At 43.8% G+C, this 17,636-nt stretch carries 14 protein-coding genes; 10 read left to right on the top strand and 4 right to left on the bottom strand.

Annotated features, from left to right (window positions below; genetic code table 11):
• Nucleotides 1–29 precede the first annotated feature (29 nt).
• The gene (locus ABJF92_RS06915) at nt 30–1,922 is read left to right on the top strand and encodes a TonB-dependent receptor plug domain-containing protein (RefSeq protein ID WP_446815076.1); all 1,893 of its coding nucleotides are present in this window, start codon (nt 30–32) and stop codon (nt 1,920–1,922) included.
• A gap of 21 nt (nt 1,923–1,943) precedes the next feature.
• Entirely contained in the window at nt 1,944–3,020 is a 1,077-nt protein-coding gene (locus ABJF92_RS06910; protein ID WP_446815075.1) for a hemin-degrading factor, read from the top strand.
• A gap of 92 nt (nt 3,021–3,112) precedes the next feature.
• Here ABJF92_RS06910 and ABJF92_RS06905 read toward each other — a convergent pair whose 3' ends face one another.
• Genes ABJF92_RS06905 through ABJF92_RS06895 form a run of 3 tightly spaced genes read right to left on the bottom strand, consistent with a single transcriptional unit; the run spans nt 3,113 to nt 5,900 of the window.
• A complete protein-coding gene (locus tag ABJF92_RS06905) occupies nt 3,113–3,907 on the bottom strand; it encodes a heme ABC transporter ATP-binding protein (protein WP_446815074.1) in 795 nt (264 codons plus the stop codon).
• A 17-nt stretch (nt 3,908–3,924) separates the two neighbouring features.
• Nucleotides 3,925–4,986, bottom strand: a complete 1,062-nt coding sequence (locus ABJF92_RS06900; RefSeq protein ID WP_446815073.1) for a FecCD family ABC transporter permease — start codon at nt 4,984–4,986, stop codon at nt 3,925–3,927.
• The gene (locus tag ABJF92_RS06895; RefSeq protein WP_446815072.1) at nt 4,986–5,900 is read right to left on the bottom strand and encodes a heme/hemin ABC transporter substrate-binding protein; all 915 of its coding nucleotides are present in this window, start codon (nt 5,898–5,900) and stop codon (nt 4,986–4,988) included. The genes ABJF92_RS06900 and ABJF92_RS06895 overlap by 1 nt, the downstream gene beginning before the upstream one ends.
• A 215-nt stretch (nt 5,901–6,115) precedes the next feature.
• Between ABJF92_RS06895 and ABJF92_RS06890 the strand changes: the two genes are divergently transcribed.
• The 4 genes from ABJF92_RS06890 (at nt 6,116) to ABJF92_RS06875 (ending at nt 11,213) form a co-directional block, all read left to right on the top strand.
• Nucleotides 6,116–7,018 (top strand): aldo/keto reductase, encoded by a 903-nt coding sequence (locus ABJF92_RS06890; RefSeq protein ID WP_446815071.1) that lies wholly within the window; start codon nt 6,116–6,118, stop codon nt 7,016–7,018.
• Between the two features lie 169 nt (nt 7,019–7,187).
• The gene (locus tag ABJF92_RS06885) at nt 7,188–7,703 is read left to right on the top strand and encodes a molybdopterin-dependent oxidoreductase (RefSeq protein ID WP_446815070.1); all 516 of its coding nucleotides are present in this window, start codon (nt 7,188–7,190) and stop codon (nt 7,701–7,703) included.
• 7 nt (nt 7,704–7,710) lie between these two features.
• On the top strand, nt 7,711–10,119 hold the full coding sequence (locus ABJF92_RS06880; protein WP_446815069.1) for an ATP-binding protein: 2,409 nt from the start codon (nt 7,711–7,713) through the stop codon (nt 10,117–10,119).
• A 2-nt stretch (nt 10,120–10,121) separates the two neighbouring features.
• Nucleotides 10,122–11,213: an HD domain-containing phosphohydrolase gene (locus ABJF92_RS06875; protein ID WP_446815068.1), complete on the top strand. Its 1,092-nt coding sequence runs from the start codon at nt 10,122–10,124 to the stop codon at nt 11,211–11,213.
• A 26-nt stretch (nt 11,214–11,239) separates the two neighbouring features.
• On the opposite strand, the gene ABJF92_RS06870 is transcribed toward ABJF92_RS06875, so the two are convergent.
• Nucleotides 11,240–11,743, bottom strand: coding sequence for a YchJ family protein (locus ABJF92_RS06870; RefSeq protein ID WP_446815067.1), 504 nt, complete (start codon nt 11,741–11,743; stop codon nt 11,240–11,242).
• A 79-nt stretch (nt 11,744–11,822) separates the two neighbouring features.
• Between ABJF92_RS06870 and sbcB the strand changes: the two genes are divergently transcribed.
• From sbcB to pyrC, 4 genes are all read left to right on the top strand, one after another.
• On the top strand, nt 11,823–13,274 hold the full coding sequence (sbcB, locus tag ABJF92_RS06865; protein ID WP_446815066.1) for an exodeoxyribonuclease I: 1,452 nt from the start codon (nt 11,823–11,825) through the stop codon (nt 13,272–13,274).
• A gap of 9 nt (nt 13,275–13,283) precedes the next feature.
• Complete coding sequence (locus tag ABJF92_RS06860; RefSeq protein ID WP_446815065.1) at nt 13,284–14,321, top strand: AI-2E family transporter; 1,038 nt, start codon at nt 13,284–13,286, stop codon at nt 14,319–14,321.
• A gap of 187 nt (nt 14,322–14,508) precedes the next feature.
• A complete protein-coding gene (locus ABJF92_RS06855) occupies nt 14,509–16,371 on the top strand; it encodes a DEAD/DEAH box helicase (protein WP_446815064.1) in 1,863 nt (620 codons plus the stop codon).
• Nucleotides 16,372–16,470: 99 nt separating this feature from the next.
• On the top strand, nt 16,471–17,505 hold the full coding sequence (gene pyrC, locus ABJF92_RS06850; RefSeq protein WP_446815063.1) for a dihydroorotase: 1,035 nt from the start codon (nt 16,471–16,473) through the stop codon (nt 17,503–17,505).
• Nucleotides 17,506–17,636: the final 131 nt, after the last annotated feature.

The following is a 17,636-nucleotide window of genomic DNA, read 5'->3' as shown; positions in this document are numbered from 1 at the left end:
TTTCATCCCAACTAACTTAGGTTTTAGATATGCAGTTTAAGAAAAAAGAATTGGTTGTCCTTATTTGCTCTTGTTTAGGTGCGAGTAGTGCCGTATTTGCGGCAGAGAATACGCCTTTAGAGCTAGACTCCATTATTGTTTCCGCTAAGGCGCCTGTAGATGAGAGCAGCTATTCGGGCTCGGTAAGTGTGATAATGTCGGAAGATATTCAAGCCAGTGGGGCGAGTGACATCACCGATATCATCAATATGTCCCCAAGTGTACAGTTAGTGAAAACGGGTAATAACCCAGCCTTGGCGCCACAAGTTCGAGGTTTCAGCTCTGAACAAGTATTGATATTGGTAAATGGTAAACGTATTCCGAATACGGATCGCAGTGTTCCCTCTGAGCCTGCCTATCGCTACGGGTTAGTGCCTGTCGCGAATATTGAACGTGTCGAAATCATCCGTGGCCCAGCCTCTAGTTTATACGGTGCAGATGCCCTAGCGGGTGTGATTAATATCATTACCAAGAAAGCGACAGCGCAATGGACCGGTTCGGTTTCCCTTTACAGTGAGGTAATGGACGATGCAAATGGCGGTGATGGCCAAGGCTTAAGTCTTTCTGCCTCGGGTGCGGTGACCGACAATATTGACCTATTGATTTCTGGTGAGGCCACTTCAACGGATGAAATTCTTGATGAAGATAATTTGGCTAGCCTGCAGTCTTCCAAAGATGTTGATAATTACCAAGTTGAACTAGGTGTTGATCTAGACAATGGCGATCGTTTTGAACTGGGCGCCATTTCGTCTGACGAGCGTTCAAAAGAATTTAGGAGTACTGGTGAAGAAGGCGATACCACGGATATTGAGAATAAGATATTTACAGCAGAATATTTCACAAACATAAAGGGCTTTGATACGTCTGCCTCGTTAACAACAGGTGAAGCGGATGTGATTGAAGGCACGAAAGTGTGGACGGTTAATGAAGATGATTTAGCGCTAGATACGCAAGGTTATCTAAATGATAAAAACTACTTGAGCTTAGGGATCAATTACCGTGAAGAGGAGGCCGTGCGTGATGACACAACCACCTTCCAAGATAAAGTAGATGCCACAACATTAACCGCTCAGGATGTTTTCCAAGTTTCAGAAGATACCAGCTTAACCTTTGGTGTTGCTTATGACTCTCATAGTAAATATGGCAACGAAACCAGCCCTAAGATCAGTGTCTTGACTAAACTGACCCCAAGCATTGGCTTTAAAGCTGGTTATGGTAAAAGTTACCTAGCCCCTTCTATCAGTCAAGGGTCTTCCAGTTATGTGGTCAGTGCAGGGCCAACTCGTCAATACCAGGGTAATGATGACCTAAAACCAGAAACTGCGAAAACGGCTGAGGTTGGTTTAACTTTGCAACAAACTAATTCAGCGGGTGCTATTACCCTGTTTCGTTCTGACGTAGAGGATTTGATCTCAACGACGTCGACTACGACATCAGGCTTTACTTCTGTTCAGTACAATAATGTCGACTCCGCTATTTTGCAGGGATTAGAAGTGAATTGGTCGGTATACAGTAATGATGAGACCCGTAAATTAACCCTAAGTTATACCTACCTAGAGACTGAAGATAAATCGACAGGTAAAGAACTGACGGATCGAGCTGATCACCTGGCTAAGCTAAATTACCAACACAAAGGCGCCTTTGCTGGCTTTGATCTAGATGCCGCCGCTCGTTATGTTGGTGATCAGTTTACCGATGACGATAATACTGAGGTCATTGATGCGTATTTCGTTGCCGACCTTGGTGTCAGCAAGCAAGTATTTGACAATACTCGCGTACGTTTTGGTATCAATAACTTGACCAACAAAGTTGTGCTTAATGACTCGGATCAATATCTAGAAAGCGGTCGTTCTTACAAATTGTCTCTGACATCAACGTTCTAATTAACACCAAGTGGAGTAACCATGTCGTTAGACGCATTATTTGATAGACCAAGTGTGAAGTCTTCTCTAGTAGAAGACTATATAGACTTTAAAAAAGAGCATCCAAAAACTCGGCAACGTGATGTCGCTCAGGGGCTTTCTGTTCCTGAGGCAAAGTTGATCAGTAACCAACTGGGTGCGCAGAGCTTGTATTTAAACGGGGACTTTTCGTCCCTGCTTAAAGACCTACCAAGCCTAGGTTATGTAATGATCCTCATGCGCAATGATTATGCTGTGCATGAGCGTAAAGGGGTTTATGAAAACGTAAAAGTTGGTGGCCCCATGGGAATGGGCTTAATTATTTCCTCAGACAACCGTATTGATTTACGGTTGTTTTTAAGGCGCTGGAAACATGGCTTTGCTGTGCGCGAACGTTTGCAAACAGGTGAGCGTTTGAGCTTGCAGTTCTTTGATGAGTTTGGTGTTGCGATCCAAAAGCTTTACCTTCAAGACAACAGTAATTTTGAGGCCTATGAGCAATTATTAAGTCGCTATCGAAATACAGATCAATCAACGGCGATCGATTTTGTTCAAGCTGCTGAGGCGGCGCCTTTGGCGGATATTAGCGACATTGATCAACAAGCGCTGCGAGAGGATTGGTCGAACATGACAGATGTGCATCAGTTTGTAGGGCTGCTGAAAAAATACGCAGTGACTCGGGAGCAGGCATTTGACATTGTGGGTGAAAAGTATGCCCAACCCTTTGACGTGAGTAAATTGAAAGCTGTCCTTAACACGTTAGCGGAAGATCAAGTGCCAATAATGTGCTTTGTGGGCAACAATGGAGGGATTCAAATTCACTCAGGGGAAATTCACTCTGTAGTAGAAATGGGGGAGTGGTTAAATATCTTAGATCCAGAGTTTAATTTGCACCTATTGATGAGCGGTGTAAAGAAAGGCTGGTTGGTAAGAAAGCCAACCTCTGATGGCATTATTACGTCACTGGAACTATATGATGAAGAAAGCCGTCAAGTGGCTCAGTTCTTTGGTAAGCGGATTGAGAAGAGCCCAGAAAATTTAGCTTGGCGTCATGTTGCAGAAGCGGCATTGGTTGCCTAACTTAGTGATTGCCTAGTTAAAATGATAAATTCAGCGTCATAAAAAGGAGTGCCTCGGCACTCCTTTTTTGTTCATGGAAAGTTTGATGAAAATTACTGCTGAGTATCCAACACAATGGTTGGTTTTGTTTGAGCCGAGAACTGATGGTAGTCTGCCTTCACTCCATACACTTGATTTAAATAATCCCGTTGCAGAACAGTTTTGGCTTCACCTTGCACAACAACTTCCCCCTGACTAAGCAGAATTAATTGATCCGCAAAGCTTGCAGCCAGAGATAGGTCGTGGACCACAGCTAGTACGCCAATATTGCGTTTGGTGAGTTCTTTCGCCAAAGTAAGCACATGGTATTGATGGAAAATATCTAGGCTTGAGGTAGGTTCGTCCAATAATAGGAAGCGTGCTTCTTCTTGCTCATAAGGAAACCATAGTTGCACCAGCACTCTAGCAAGCTGAGTGCGCTGCTTTTCTCCTCCAGAAAGGGTCATAAAGTTGTTCTCACTTAAATGTGAGATGCCTAAATATCCCATTGCTTCGTGAACAATTTGCCTTTTTTCTTGTTTGGATATTTGCCCTTCGTAGGCATAGCAGCCCATAGCCACAATTTCGTGAACGGAAAAACTAAAGCCCATTTCATAAGACTGAGTCATCACAGCACGGGTTTTGGACAGTTCCATCGCGGAATATTCCCCAATGCCCTTATCATTAATGGTTACCTGACCCTGTGAACTGACAATGTCGCCGCTGCAGGCTTTTAATAGGGTCGATTTCCCCGCGCCATTAGGGCCAATTAAGATGGTTAGCTCGTTTGCGGCACTGGATAGATTAATCTTCTTAAGGCATGGCTTGCCATTAAACATAATAGAAAGATCGTGTGTTTTTATAGACATAATAATTACCTAATGGACTAGTGGCTCAAGCGACTCGTCTGCTTATAAAGTACATAAAGGAAAAAAGGTCCGCCCAGTGCGCTGGTCACCAAGCCTATGGGTAACTCGGCTGGGCTAATGGCCACACGAGCTATGATGTCAGTGAGGGTTAGGAAACTGGCACCGAGCAACATACTAGTGGGGAACAGATACTTGTGGTCTGGCCCAATAAGGATACGAACCAAGTGGGGGATCACAAAACCGACAAAACCTATCATGCCACTGATAGAAACCGCAGCGCCTATGGCAATGGCAGTAAATAAAAAAACTTGTTTTTTGAGCTTGGCAACGGGGACGCCTAGGTGTTGGGCTTGAGCTTCTCCAAGCAAGTAAAGGTTAAGTGGCTTAGCAAGTCTATTGAGCCCAACCAAACTGATGAGGATCAAGGCAAACACCGGAAGACTTAACGACCAACTATTGCCGCCAAGGCTGCCCATGGTCCAGAAAGTAAGTTCCCTTAACTCTGCATCGGTACTGATTAAGGTCAGGATACCGATTAATGAGCCGACAATGGCATTCACCGCTATCCCCGCCAGTAATAGGGTAATAATAGTGAACTGGCCTTGGCGGTTGCTAAGTTTGTAGATAATCCCACATACCCCAAGGCAGCCAAGCATAGCGCCTATCGGTAGGGCGTAGGAGCCAAAATAGACCATAAAATTCGGCGCAATTGCATTGCCTAGTACTATGATCACCACGGCTCCAAACGCCCCCCCACCAGCAACTCCAATTAGGCCTGGGTCCGCTAAGGGATTACGGAATAGCGCCTGCATGGCAGCACCGCATATACCTAAAGCCGCGCCAACTGCCATGGCAAGAAGAGTGCGTGGCAATCGAATTTCCAATAAAACATTAGTGCCTAATGCATAGTTAGCATGGGATGTGAAGCTCAGTAAGTCGTCTGCAATTTGTCCAAATGACAAAGGCATAGCGCCAATAGTGATTGACAAGACAAAGCCAACCACTAACAAACTAATAGAAATAGGGTGGGCGAGATTTTGCCTTAAGCTACGCTCCGTACTAAGGGTAAGAGTATCCATTACGAACCATGCCCACTGCTATTTTTTGTGTTGTTGTCATAGCGGAATTGATACCCGTTCGGTAATGGGTAATCAGAGTAAATCATGGTGCCAAGTTCAATAATGGCTTGTGGTGTTCTAGGGCCAAAGCCCAAAAGGTAGCCGCCATCAATACTGTAAACAGCCTTATTTTTCACGGCGCTTGTGTATTTGAAATGCGCCAATTTTTTGATGGCATCATAGGGGGCGTCATGATGATTCATAACAACGATCACATCGGGATTAAAGGCTAATGCGGCTTCAGGGGAAAGCTTTATCCAGCCTTTTTCGGTTGCTAGGGCATTTTTACCGCCCGCTTCTAATATGGTCGTGTTAGCGGAGGTTTGGCTGCCCGCGGCAATAGGAGTGCCATTTTTTAGAGTTAATAAAAACAGCACGTTAGGCTTTTCAATAGAAGATTTTTTAAGTTTCGCGCTGGCAAAAGAAAGGGCGTCTATGTCCACCTGAATTTCATTGACTAAGGCTTCACCTTTGTCTTGGACCTTTAACAGCTTGGCAACGTGACGGATTTTCTCTGGAATAGAGGCAAGGGTACCGTCCTCTTCAATGATGGCTGTTTTTAAACCAACGGCAGCAACTTGCTCCAACGCTTTACTTGGGCCTGTATCGTTTTCACCAATCAGTAAATCAGGGCTGAGAGACAACACACCCTCAACTGAAATACTCCTTACATAACCTAGTAATGGGTGCATTTTGTCTGCATTTTTGTAGGTGCTGGTGGAATCGACCCCAACAATTCGTTGCTCTTCGCCTAGTCGATAGATAATCTCGGTAATCGATCCTCCCGCAACAGCAATGCGGTCTGCCGCGTGAAGAGGCATTTGAAGAATTGCCAAGAAAAGAGAACACGCGGTGATTTGACGTAGAAGGGTCATATTAGAAGCCTAGTTATATAGAGTTTACAGAATGATAATCATTATCAAATGAAAGTCAATTCTATATTGCCTATGGGGGCTTGTTTTACAGCTTTGGTGTTAAACATTAAGGAAATATTCGAGGCAGGTGGGTTAAGACGCTTAATCTAAGTTAAGGTCGTTTCCGTTTGTGCTTTTGTTGATTAAAATGGCGGTAAATAAATAAAAGGATAGTTATGATGAGACACCAATATCACCCATTAGGCTTTGAAGGTTCCCGTATCGCTCAAGGTTTTTGGCGAGCCAATGAATGGCAGATGTCATCTGCTCAATTGCTCAGCTTCGTGGAGTCATGCATTGAGTTAGGTGTGACGACTATGGATCATGCGGATATCTATGGTGACTATCAGTGCGAAGCACTTTTTGGGCAGGCGCTGGCGTTGAAGCCTTCTCTACGTGAAAAAATAGAAATTGTAACCAAATGTGGCATTCTATTACCCAGTTCCCACAAGCCCGATGTCAAGGTACACCGCTATGATTATCGCGCTGAGCATATTATCGCCAGTGTCGATCAATCGCTTACCAACTTAAAATGCGAATACATTGATACCTTGTTGATGCACCGTCCAAGCCCATTAATGGATGCCGATGAAGTGGCTCAGGCGTTCGATTTGCTGTTTACCCTAGGCAAGGTTAAGCATTTTGGGGTGTCTAATTATTCCCCCGCACAATTCGACCTGCTGCAATCTCGTGTCGAAGCGCCTTTGGTAGTGAACCAAGTAGAGTTATCTGCTTTACAGCTAAAACACTTCAATGATGGCTCTCTGGACCATATGCAACAGCATGCAGTGACGCCTATGGCTTGGTCACCATTAGGTGGTGGGCGCTTATTTTCATCTAACGATGAGTCCTCCGTGAGAGTACGCACTGTGCTAACAGAACTTGCAGATAAGTATGAAGCGGGCATTGATCAGTTAGCGTTAGCCTGGTTATTACGCCACCCTGCCGGTATTTGCCCGGTGGTAGGTTCTGGTAACCTTGAACGTTTAAAAGCTGCCGCAGGTAGTCTTTCAGTCACATTGAGTGATGATGACTGGTTCAAAGTTTGGGTTGCCTCACAAGGTCATCCTGTCGCTTAAATTAATCTTTAAAATTTAGCAGGATGTTAATGAAGCTTAAGTCATAACTTAGCTTCATTCTTAATTGTAAAACTTGGTTTGAAAAACGTAGCGTTTCGTAAGTGAATAAAGGAATCTAGTGGGTAATTACATATACTCCCGAAAAATAACAAAAAAATTGGAGTGAAATATGAAAAATATATTTTCAATAAAAGTATTCGCTATTTTTATTATAGTAGGGCTCAGTTGCACTCATACCTTCGCATCGCCTTTATCAAAACCAACGGGTAAAGTAATTCTTACTGTTTCTGGGCAAATCAGCCACACCAACGTTGGGGATACTGTACAGTTTGATCGAGCAATGTTGCTAGCACTTGGTATGAGTGATTTACAAACAGAGACGCCATGGTCAGAGGGCAGTGATTTATACCAAGGTCCCATGCTTTCAGCTCTGTTGGAAACAGTTGGTGCTCAAGGAAACGCCTTAAAGGTTACAGCATTAAATGATTATAGTGCTGTTGTACCATCTGAAGACGCCAGCAAATACAACGTTTTATTAGCTATGGATATCAATGGAAAACCAATGTCTGTTCGTGACAAGGGGCCTTTATTTTTCCTCTATCCGTTTAGCGATAACCCTGAATTGAATAATGAAGTGATACATAACCGGTCTGTTTGGCAGATTAAATCTATAGTTGTTCAATAATCACTTTATGAGGTGGTTTCTCTCAGGCAATCTAATTAGCCGTTCAGTTTTTAAACGCTCACCTATTCCTATTATGGTGAGCGCAGCCGTTATATTTATGGCGGCTGCTGTCGGGACTTTTTATGAGCTAGTAGAAAAGCAGAAAGTCATTATGTCGGCAGTCGAGGAAGATGCTCTTTGGGCATCCTACCAATTGGATAGGGAGGCATTAAAGCTACGTAATGCTTTAAAACTCCTAGAAGATCAGCCCGATGACATCCGTTTAGAAGAAGCTCGTAATAGGTTCGATATTCTCTATAGTCGCTTAAACGTCATTAAAAATGGTCAGCTTCGTCAAGTATTTTTGCGGCTGCCTAATTCTCAAAAACTAACTTCTAACATCACAGAAAAGCTCAACAGTATGGATACTTTGCTTTTTAATGATGCTGCAATGGTTAACGTAATGCTTATTCTCAATGGGAGTAATCAGGTTCTACAGATTACAGAGGATATTGTTCTAAGTTCTCTTGCAATGCGTTCAGTTGAAAAGGTCGATCGTAGAGAAAGTTCGTATGACTTATTTATTACGCTTGCCAGTCTTATTGCCTTACTCACTGTCACAGTAATGTTTATTATTTACATGCTATTTAAGCAGTTGCGCTTGAGGACTAAGTCATACCACAAGTCACTTGAGCTTACTCACAAGTTAGAAACTGCGGTTGAAGAGGCTCAAGTTGCGGTTAAGGTTAAGTCTGAATTTATGGCAACAATGAGTCATGAAATTCGAACACCGATGAACGCTATTATCGGCTTTGGTTATTTATTAATGGAAGAGGACCTTGCTCCTAAGATTCGTGACAGAGTTAAAAAAATTCAGACTTCTGCAGACAGTTTATTGCACATCATTAATGGTATTTTAGAGTTTTCTAAACTTGAATCTGATGCTGTTGAGCTGGAAGAATCAGAATTTAGTTTAGATCAGGTTCTGGATTATGTTTTTCAAGTCAATGCCGAGATGGCAGCCAGCAAGAAACTTCACTTCAGTGTGTCGCGAGACTTTGAAATAAACGACTTACTAATAGGTGATCATAATCGGCTACAGCAAATACTGATAAACCTGCTGGGTAATGCGATTAAGTTTACTCCTACAGGTCGAGTCGATTTACGAATAACTAAGCAAAACAATCAGCAGCTAATTTATGAAATAGCAGATACTGGAGTAGGTATTGCCAAGGGGGTCGATGTATTTGAAGCGTTTAAACAAGCGGACAGTAGCACTACTCGTTTGTACGGTGGGACTGGGCTGGGTTTAAGCATTACTCGTCAACTCGTTATATTGCTAGGGGGAGAGCTAAACTATGAAAGTATGGAAGGAAAAGGAACCGTCTTTAGAGTTAGCTTGCCTTATCTTCCAGTCAGTAATGAAAGTACATTGTATCAATCTGTCAGTTACTTGAATGATGATACCGACCTTATTTTATTTCTGGAGGATGCTGGATTTAATCAAGGGCAAAGGTTACTGGAGCAAGATCTAGTCACGACAATTCCTAGTAACAGTATTAATACTCGAACTCCTCTCATAATGAGCGATAAACGCTTTATCGAACTGTCTGAAACCTACCCAACCAAGATGTCTCAATTGGTTAAGATTTGCGCTGTCTATTGTAAGGATAAAAGGGCAGAACTTTCTGAAGCTTGTTCAATGTTGATCACGCCAAGTGAAGTCAAGATGCTTATCGAAGAAAGCGTTAAGCACTCATCTACTGATGAAGATGAGCAGGTAGGCTTTATCCCAAGTTATGTGATGAACAACGATTTTTTTATAAGTAACAAAAGAGTTTTACTGGCCGAAGATAATACTGCTAACGCCAATATAGTCTGTGATTTATATCGTAAAATAGGTGTTGATATTGACTGGGTGGAAAATGGCCAGCTAGCCCTCGAGAAAGCAATAACAAAAAAATATGATCTAATTCTCATGGATATTCGTATGCCTGAGATGGACGGTTTTGAAACGGCTGAACGCATTAGGGAAAAGCTACTAGACAGCACCCCTCCTATTATCTGCTTGACGGCTGATGTAGTGAATATAGATTCGGGTGAACACTTAGAAAAATGCTTTGATGATGTGATGTACAAACCTTTAGATAACAAGGTTTTAATCGAGAAGTCGATTGGATTTTTGAAAGGTGATGAGGTAGAGCAAGTCGATCAATGTGACGACGAAAAGAGTCGTAAAATGTTAGATGAAATTGACTATATAGAGTCTTTACTTATCTCTGGTGATATTCAAGCTGAAGAGAGAATAAAGGCGTTATCGCTCAGGATAACAAACAAAAAACAAGAAGAAATTCTGAAACATGTTTTGGCTTATATTGCAGACTATGACTTTTTAGATGCTATTGAGTCTCTGCATGATTTAAAGAAGGTGGTTTAGTGATGAGTTTAAATAGTTATGATTCGGTTAACAATACCATGCAGGGTTCAAGTTATTCATCTAATAAGAAGAAAGTACTGATAGTAGATGATGTGCCTAAAAATATTGATTTATTGAAAGATATTTTAGCCGAGCACTATCATGTACAGGTGGCAAAAAATGGTTTGTCCGCATTAAAAATTGTCTCTTTAAGTGCACCAGATATTATTCTTCTCGATATTATGATGCCTGGAATGAGTGGTTTTGAAGTGTGTGAACATTTAAAAAGTGATGCGTCGACTAAAGATATTCCAGTAATATTTTTAACGGCCGCAACTGACATGGAGCATGAAATTAAAGGCTTCGATGTCGGTGCAGTCGATTTTATTACGAAGCCTATTTCACCGATGACAACGTTATCTCGTGTAGCGACCCATCTTCAGTTGGCTGAGAATGACAAAAATAATAAGAAGATAATAAAGAAGCGAACCAAACAACTTGATCAAGCGCTAGAGTCTGCAGTTTATATGTTGGGTGATATAGGCCACTTCAATGATACGGATACCGGTGTTCATATGTGGCGAATGGCTGATTATAGTGCCGCTCTTGCTAAAGCCCTAGGGTGGGATGAAGAGGAGGTTGAATTATTGCGATTAGCTGCCCCTATGCATGACACTGGGAAGGTTGCCATTCCACACTCAATTCTTAAATCTCCTAACAAATTAAGCGAAGAAGAATGGGAGGTAATGAGAACCCATACAGTAACTGGCCACCACATTCTTTGTAAAAGTTCCTCCCCTTTGTTTAAGTTGGCAGCAGAGGTAGCACTCGGTCATCATGAAAAATGGGATGGTACGGGCTACCCTCATGGTCTGAAAGGCGATCAAAACCCTTTGTCTGCTCGTATCGTTGGTATGGCAGATGTCTATGATGCGTTAACGATGGAACGTTGTTACAAGCGAAGCTGGAGTGTCGAAGAGGCATTAAACTATATAGAGGAAGTGTCTGGAAGTCACTTTGACCCCGCTTTAGTTAAAGTGTTTTTCTCTATCCAAGAAGAACTTAAAGAAATACAAGAAAAGTGGCGCCTAAAAGAAAGTGAATCTGGGGAATAGATCAACAGTCCCCAGCTCAACTTAGCCTATCCGCAGCACTTCTTGTATTTTTTGCCAGAGCCACATAAACATGGATCGTTTCGGCCTATCGTCATGGCAGCATTTTTAACAAGAGGTGTGTTTTTATGTACTTCGTGTTCACCAGAAATGTAAAGCCATTGACCTTTAACTTTTTTGAACAATGAGCGCTCACTTAAGCGACCAATGTGCTTGCCTTCCTTGAAGTGGGCTGAAAAGGAAACCATGCCGGTTTTGTCTTTTTCTAAACCATTTTCTGTGGTGTTTATTTCAAGTTTAATCCATTGAGTACTTTGGTTACTGTCCTTAACGTCGTCGCCCGTTTGGCCCGGTTCATCTTCAAGCTTTTGCGTGGCGGCAATGTAATCAAAATTCCCGAGCGCAAACGCGGAGTAACGAGAGCGCATTAGGGCTTCCGCCGTAGGGGCTGTGCCAGGGTTGTTGTGATACATGCCACAGCAAATTTCATATGGGCTGCCGTTACCGCATAGACAGTTCTCAGGGGTTGGCATAGAAAGACTCCTTACATCGCCAAATAGTCGCCAAGATGCGTATAATACCTTTTTCTTTAACGGCTAACAGGACTTATTTGTGACCTCAGTGGCTCCAACATCATTTTTTTGGTTTGATTTTGAAACAACCGGGGTAGACCCAGCCCGTGATCGCCCCATGCAATTTGCCGGTATTCGCACAGATTTGGACTTTAACCCGATCGGCGAGCCTATTATGTTTTACTGCCGTCTCGCCGAAGATGTCTTGCCGCAACCTCAGGCTTGTTTGTTAACCGGAATTGCGCCACAAGATGCAAACCGTGAAGGTCTATGTGAAGCTGAATTTATGCAAGCCATAGAGGCGGAATTATCACAGCCAGGTACCTGTGCGCTTGGTTACAACACCATTCGCTTTGATGATGAAGTTGTCAGATATGGCTTTTACCGAAATTTTATCGACCCTTATGCCAGAGAGTGGCAAAACAACTGCTCTCGATGGGACATTATCGATCTCGTTCGCATGACCTATGCCATTCGTCCAGAAGGCATCGTTTGGCCGAAAAATGAAGATGGGCAAGTGTCTATGAAGCTTGAGGCATTAACGCAAGCCAATGATATCGCTCATGAACAAGCCCACGATGCCTTGTCGGATGTGTACGGCACCATTGAAATAGCCAAACTCATAAAAGCCAAGCAACCAAAATTGTTTGCTTACTATGTGAAAATGCGCCAAAAGCATGAACTTCAGCAGTTTATTGATGTGGCTAGAATGAAACCTTTTTTACACATCAGTGGCATGTTCGGTCAAACAAAGAAATATGCAGGCTTTGTCGTACCTATTGCCCCACACCCAACCAACAAGAACGGGGTAATTGTTTATGATCTCATGGCGGATGCTCAGCCCTTGGTTGATTTAACTGCTGAAGAAATTCGTCAGCGAGTATTTGCGAGCCGTGACAGCCTTGGTGATACGGCGCGCTTGCCTTTAAAAGTCATTCACTATAATAAGTGTCCTGCGGTTGCTCCATCGACTTTTTTAAAGGATGAAGAGGTCGTAAAACGCTTAGAGCTTGATGGTGATGTGTGTCGTCAAAATTTAAGCATCATCAAAAAGCATTCAGGGCTTGCCGCTAAAATTAGTGATGTCTATGTCCAAGAAGAACGCCCAATTTTAAAAGACCCAGATCTGATGCTTTATGCAGGCGGCTTCTTTAGTCGTGAAGACAAAGCGCGTATGGAAACAATTCGCACCACCCCTGCAAACTTGCTGGGTGAATTGGAAATGTCATTTGATGATCGTCGTTTACCTGAAATGTTAATGCGCTATATTGCTAGAAACTACCCAGAACATTTAAACGAAAGCCAGCGGGAAGAGTGGGAAGAGTACCGACAGCTAAGATTGCTTGAAAAAGATGGTGGCGGCTCCATTCATATGGATGCCTACTTTGCCGAGCTTAATGCGATAGCACAAACACCGGACTTGCCGCAAAGTAAGCAAATTATGTTACAAGATTTGGCCGATTACGCCCAAAGCATTTACCCGATAGGATAAGGTGTCAACATGAGTGAGCAGCATAAAGGAACCCACTGGTTAGTTGGGGTAGCCGCATTTGTAATTATTATTGCCGGTTTGAAAGCCGCGTCGCAAATTGTTGTGCCACTCATGTTATCGATCTTTATTGCCATTGTGTGTGCGCCTGTCATGGCCAGTTTGCGTCGTCGACATGTGCCCACTTGGTTGTCTATCTTGCTGGTGGTGCTTTTCATTATGGTTGGCATTGGATCATTGGGCGTATTGGTGGGAGCTTCTTTAGACAGTTTTTCCAGCCAGATCCCAACTTATCGAGCTCGCTTAGCCACTGAAATGTCTAATGCGATTGCCATGCTTAACCAGCTCGGTTTGCAAATCTCCTATGATCAGGTGAAAAGCTATGTAGACCCTTCAGTATTAATGCAGATGGTCGCCAATGCTCTGCGAGGCTTAGGCAGTGCCCTGACCAATATGATATTGGTGGTGATGATCGTCGTGTTTATTTTGTTTGAGGCAGTAGAGTTGCCCAAAAAACTGTCTTTGGCCCTCAATGATGCATCCCAATCTTTGCAAGGTTTTCAATCTTTTATCCAATCCGTGAATCGCTACCTTGTCATCAAAACCTCGGTCAGCGCTTTAACCGGTGTATGTATTACCATTTGGTTGTGGCTGCTGGGAGTGGATTTCCCCGTGCTATGGGGTGTGTGTGCCTTCTTATTAAACTTTGTGCCGAACATTGGTTCTATCATTGCGGCCGTGCCAGCCATCATGTTGGCCTTTGTTCAGTTAGGTGCTTTGTCTGCCGGCTTAACAGGAATAGGTTTTTTCGCGGTCAATTTGATTGTTGGTAATGTCATCGAGCCTCGTTATATGGGGAGGGGACTAGGGCTGTCTACTCTGGTGGTGTTCTTATCTTTGATTTTATGGGGCTGGGTGTTTGGTCCGGTAGGTATGCTACTTTCTATTCCCTTGACCATCATAGTAAAAATCGCTCTCGAGGCGAACCCTAGAACGCAATGGTTGGCGATAATGATCGATTCCCACCCTGAAGCCGAAGCGAAAAAATGATCAAGGGGCCGTATGGTTCGGTGTAATTTACCTCTGGTTATAAAATAAACAGTTTTACCTGTATTCTCGGTAGCTTATTTTTGAGGCTTGTTATATACTTCGCCTCCAGGTTTTATCCTCGGTATTTCTTGTAAGGTACATCAATGGTGATGCGCCTTATCCATCCCATTAAAAGGTACACATTTACATGTCAGACGCTGATATTCAGCCTACATTCGATTCGTTGGGCTTAATTGCCCCTGTTCTTAAAGCTGTTTCCGACCTAGGTTACGAACAGCCTTCAGCTATCCAAGCGCAAAGTATTCCACATTTATTAGAAGGTCACGATCTTCTGGGGCAAGCGCAAACGGGTACTGGTAAAACGGCGGCGTTCGCGCTTCCGCTATTGTCTCGTCTAGATGCAACAGATAGAACAACCCAACTTCTTGTTTTGGCGCCAACTCGTGAACTTGCTATTCAGGTTTCTGAAGCATTTCAAAGTTATGCTCGTAACATTCCAGATTTCCACGTTCTGCCAATTTATGGTGGTATGTCTTATGACACCCAATTGCGCCAATTGCGCCGCGGTGTTCAAGTTGTTGTGGGTACGCCTGGTCGTGTTATGGACCACATTCGTCGTAAGACCCTAAAACTAGATGGCCTTAAAGCTCTGGTTCTTGATGAAGCAGACGAAATGCTGCGCATGGGCTTCATTGATGACGTTGAATGGATTCTTGAGCATACTCCTGCTGAGCGTCAAATCGCTTTGTTCTCAGCAACTATGCCATCCATTATTCGCCAAGTGGCTAACCGTCACCTGAATAACCCGAAAGAAGTTAAAATCGTTACGAAAACTTCTACGGCAACCACTATTTCTCAAAAATACTGGCAAGTAAGCGGTCTGCATAAGCTAGACGCACTAACTCGTATTCTTGAGATGAGCGAACACGATGGCATGATCATCTTTGTTCGTACTAAAGCGGCAACGGTTGAATTGGCTGAGAAGCTAACGGCCCGTGGTCATGCTTGTGAAGCCCTAAATGGCGACATTAGCCAAAACTTACGTGAGCGTACGGTTGATCGCATCAAGAAAGGTCAAATTGACATCTTGGTGGCAACTGATGTTGTGGCGCGTGGTTTGGACGTTGAGCGTGTAAGTCACGTTGTAAACTACGACATTCCTTATGACACAGAGTCTTACGTTCACCGTATCGGTCGTACTGGTCGTGCTGGTCGTTCTGGTACTGCAATCTTGTTTGTTGCACACCGTGAGCGTCGCATGTTGCAAGCGATTGAGCGTGCTACACGTCAGCCGATTGAGCGCATGGAGCTACCAACTGCTTCAGACATCAATGAGCAACGTGTCTCTCGTTTCAAGCAACGCATTACTGATACTCTTGATAACGAAAACTTGGATTTCTTCCTTGAATTGGCACAAAGCTACCACAAAGACAACGATGTTGATCCTTTGAAAATGGCCGCAGCGCTAGCGCACATGGCTCAGGGCAAAAACCCATTGCTATTGTCTGAAATGGAAGTTCGTCAAGAACGTCGCGAGCGACGTGACCGTGATGATCGTCCTGCTCGTGGTGACCGTCCTGATCGTGGTGAACGCCAGCAGCGTAAACAACGTCCTGTGACAGCTGATGCCATGCCGTTAAAAGATGACCCTAACATGAGCATGACGCGTTATGTTGTGCAAGTGGGTTACAGCAACGGTGTTAAACCTGGCAACATCGTAGGTGCGATTGCCAATGAAGCGGACATCGAAAGCCGTTACATTGGTCACATCGAAATCTATGAAGATTTCGCTACGGTAGATTTGCCTTCAAATCTAACCGCTGATGCGATTGGCAAGTTGGGCAAAACGCGTATTTGTGGTCAACGTTCTGAAATCGCTGTGTTGGAAAATGCAGACGAAATGAACAAACGTGCTGCTGCGCCTTCCCGTAAGCGTCCTTCTGGTGATCGTCGTCCTGGTGGACGTGACCGCCGCCCGTCTAATGGTGGACGCGATCGTGATCGTGACAGCCGTGAGCGTCGCCCAAGAGCGCCGCGTAAAGACAGCTAATTGTTCGTTTATAAAAAAACCGCTTTATTGCGGTTTTTTTTGATTTAAAATTTATTCTGAATTTTGTAGTGACTTTTTATAGTGAAAGGTGGGGCAGTAATGAATGAAATAACAATCACTAAGCCGGATGACTGGCATTTACATTTTCGTGATCAAGACATGTTGCTAGAGACGGTGCCTGCTACTGCGCGCTGCTTTGGTCGTGCTGTTGTGATGCCAAATTTGGTGCCACCTGTTACCACAGCTGATCTGGCCTTGGAATATAAAGCACGTATTCTTGCGGCACGCCCTGAAGGCAGTGATTTTGAACCGGTAATGACCATCTACTTAACCGACAAAACCAGTGTGGAAGATATCAAAGCGGCTAAGCAGGCCGGTGTGTTAGCTGCCAAAATGTATCCTGCTGGGGCGACCACAAACTCTGACTCGGGTGTCAGCTCATTAGAGACACTTTACCCTGTATTTGAAGCGCTAGCTGATCATGGCATGTTGTTGCTGATTCACGGTGAAGTAACGCAAAAGCATGTGGATATTTTTGATCGTGAAAAAGAGTTTATCGATCAGCACATGGTCAACATCGTTAATAAAGTGCCGCACTTAAAAGTCGTATTTGAGCACATTACCACCAAAGATGCCGCCGACTTTGTGCTAGGGGCGCGTGAAGGGGTGGCGGCGACCATTACGCCTCAACATCTAATGCTGAACCGTAACGATATGTTGGACGGTGGTATGCGCCCACACAACTATTGTTTGCCTGTGCTAAAACGTAGCATCCACCAAGAGGCGTTGCGCGCTGTGGTGAAATCTGGCTCGCCAAGATTCTTCTTGGGAACAGATTCTGCGCCGCACACGAAAGACCGTAAGGAATCTGATTGTGGTTGTGCGGGTTGTTACAGTGCTTGGTCCGCATTAGAGCTTTATACGCAAGTATTTGATGAGCTGGATGCGCTGGACAAACTAGAAGGCTTTGCGAGTCATTATGGCGCAGACTTCTATGGCTTGCCGCGTAATACTGAAAAGGTCACCCTAGAGCGCAAAGAATGGGTAGTGCCAAGCAATATTACATTAAAAGACGGTCATAATATTGTGCCTTTCTACGCAGGCAAAACCGTATCCTGGGCACTTAAAAAGTAATTTTTTAACCTGCTAGACAGAAACCGAATTCAGCAATGGGTTCGGTTTTTTTATGCCAAAAAAACAGCAAGAGCGTTAGAGTAAAATATAGGAGCTATTGAATTTTTGGAGGGTAATACAGGATGTAGAAC

Source organism: Marinomonas sp. (assembly GCF_039940335.1).
In the GTDB taxonomy this organism is placed as follows: domain Bacteria; phylum Pseudomonadota; class Gammaproteobacteria; order Pseudomonadales; family Marinomonadaceae; genus Marinomonas.
This window is presented reverse-complemented; position numbering and strand designations above follow the sequence as displayed.

Coding starts and splice junctions, on each gene's coding strand:
- ABJF92_RS06875 (WP_446815068.1), top strand. CDS start 10,122: ATGAGTTTAAATAGTTATGATTCGGTTAACAATACCATGCAGGGTTCA.
- ABJF92_RS06895 (WP_446815072.1), bottom strand. CDS start 5,900: ATGACCCTTCTACGTCAAATCACCGCGTGTTCTCTTTTCTTGGCAATT.
- ABJF92_RS06910 (WP_446815075.1), top strand. CDS start 1,944: ATGTCGTTAGACGCATTATTTGATAGACCAAGTGTGAAGTCTTCTCTA.
- ABJF92_RS06885 (WP_446815070.1), top strand. CDS start 7,188: ATGAAAAATATATTTTCAATAAAAGTATTCGCTATTTTTATTATAGTA.
- ABJF92_RS06855 (WP_446815064.1), top strand. CDS start 14,509: ATGTCAGACGCTGATATTCAGCCTACATTCGATTCGTTGGGCTTAATT.
- pyrC (WP_446815063.1), top strand. CDS start 16,471: ATGAATGAAATAACAATCACTAAGCCGGATGACTGGCATTTACATTTT.
- ABJF92_RS06915 (WP_446815076.1), top strand. CDS start 30: ATGCAGTTTAAGAAAAAAGAATTGGTTGTCCTTATTTGCTCTTGTTTA.
- ABJF92_RS06880 (WP_446815069.1), top strand. CDS start 7,711: ATGAGGTGGTTTCTCTCAGGCAATCTAATTAGCCGTTCAGTTTTTAAA.
- ABJF92_RS06870 (WP_446815067.1), bottom strand. CDS start 11,743: ATGCCAACCCCTGAGAACTGTCTATGCGGTAACGGCAGCCCATATGAA.
- ABJF92_RS06860 (WP_446815065.1), top strand. CDS start 13,284: ATGAGTGAGCAGCATAAAGGAACCCACTGGTTAGTTGGGGTAGCCGCA.
- ABJF92_RS06900 (WP_446815073.1), bottom strand. CDS start 4,986: ATGGATACTCTTACCCTTAGTACGGAGCGTAGCTTAAGGCAAAATCTC.
- ABJF92_RS06905 (WP_446815074.1), bottom strand. CDS start 3,907: ATGTCTATAAAAACACACGATCTTTCTATTATGTTTAATGGCAAGCCA.
- ABJF92_RS06890 (WP_446815071.1), top strand. CDS start 6,116: ATGATGAGACACCAATATCACCCATTAGGCTTTGAAGGTTCCCGTATC.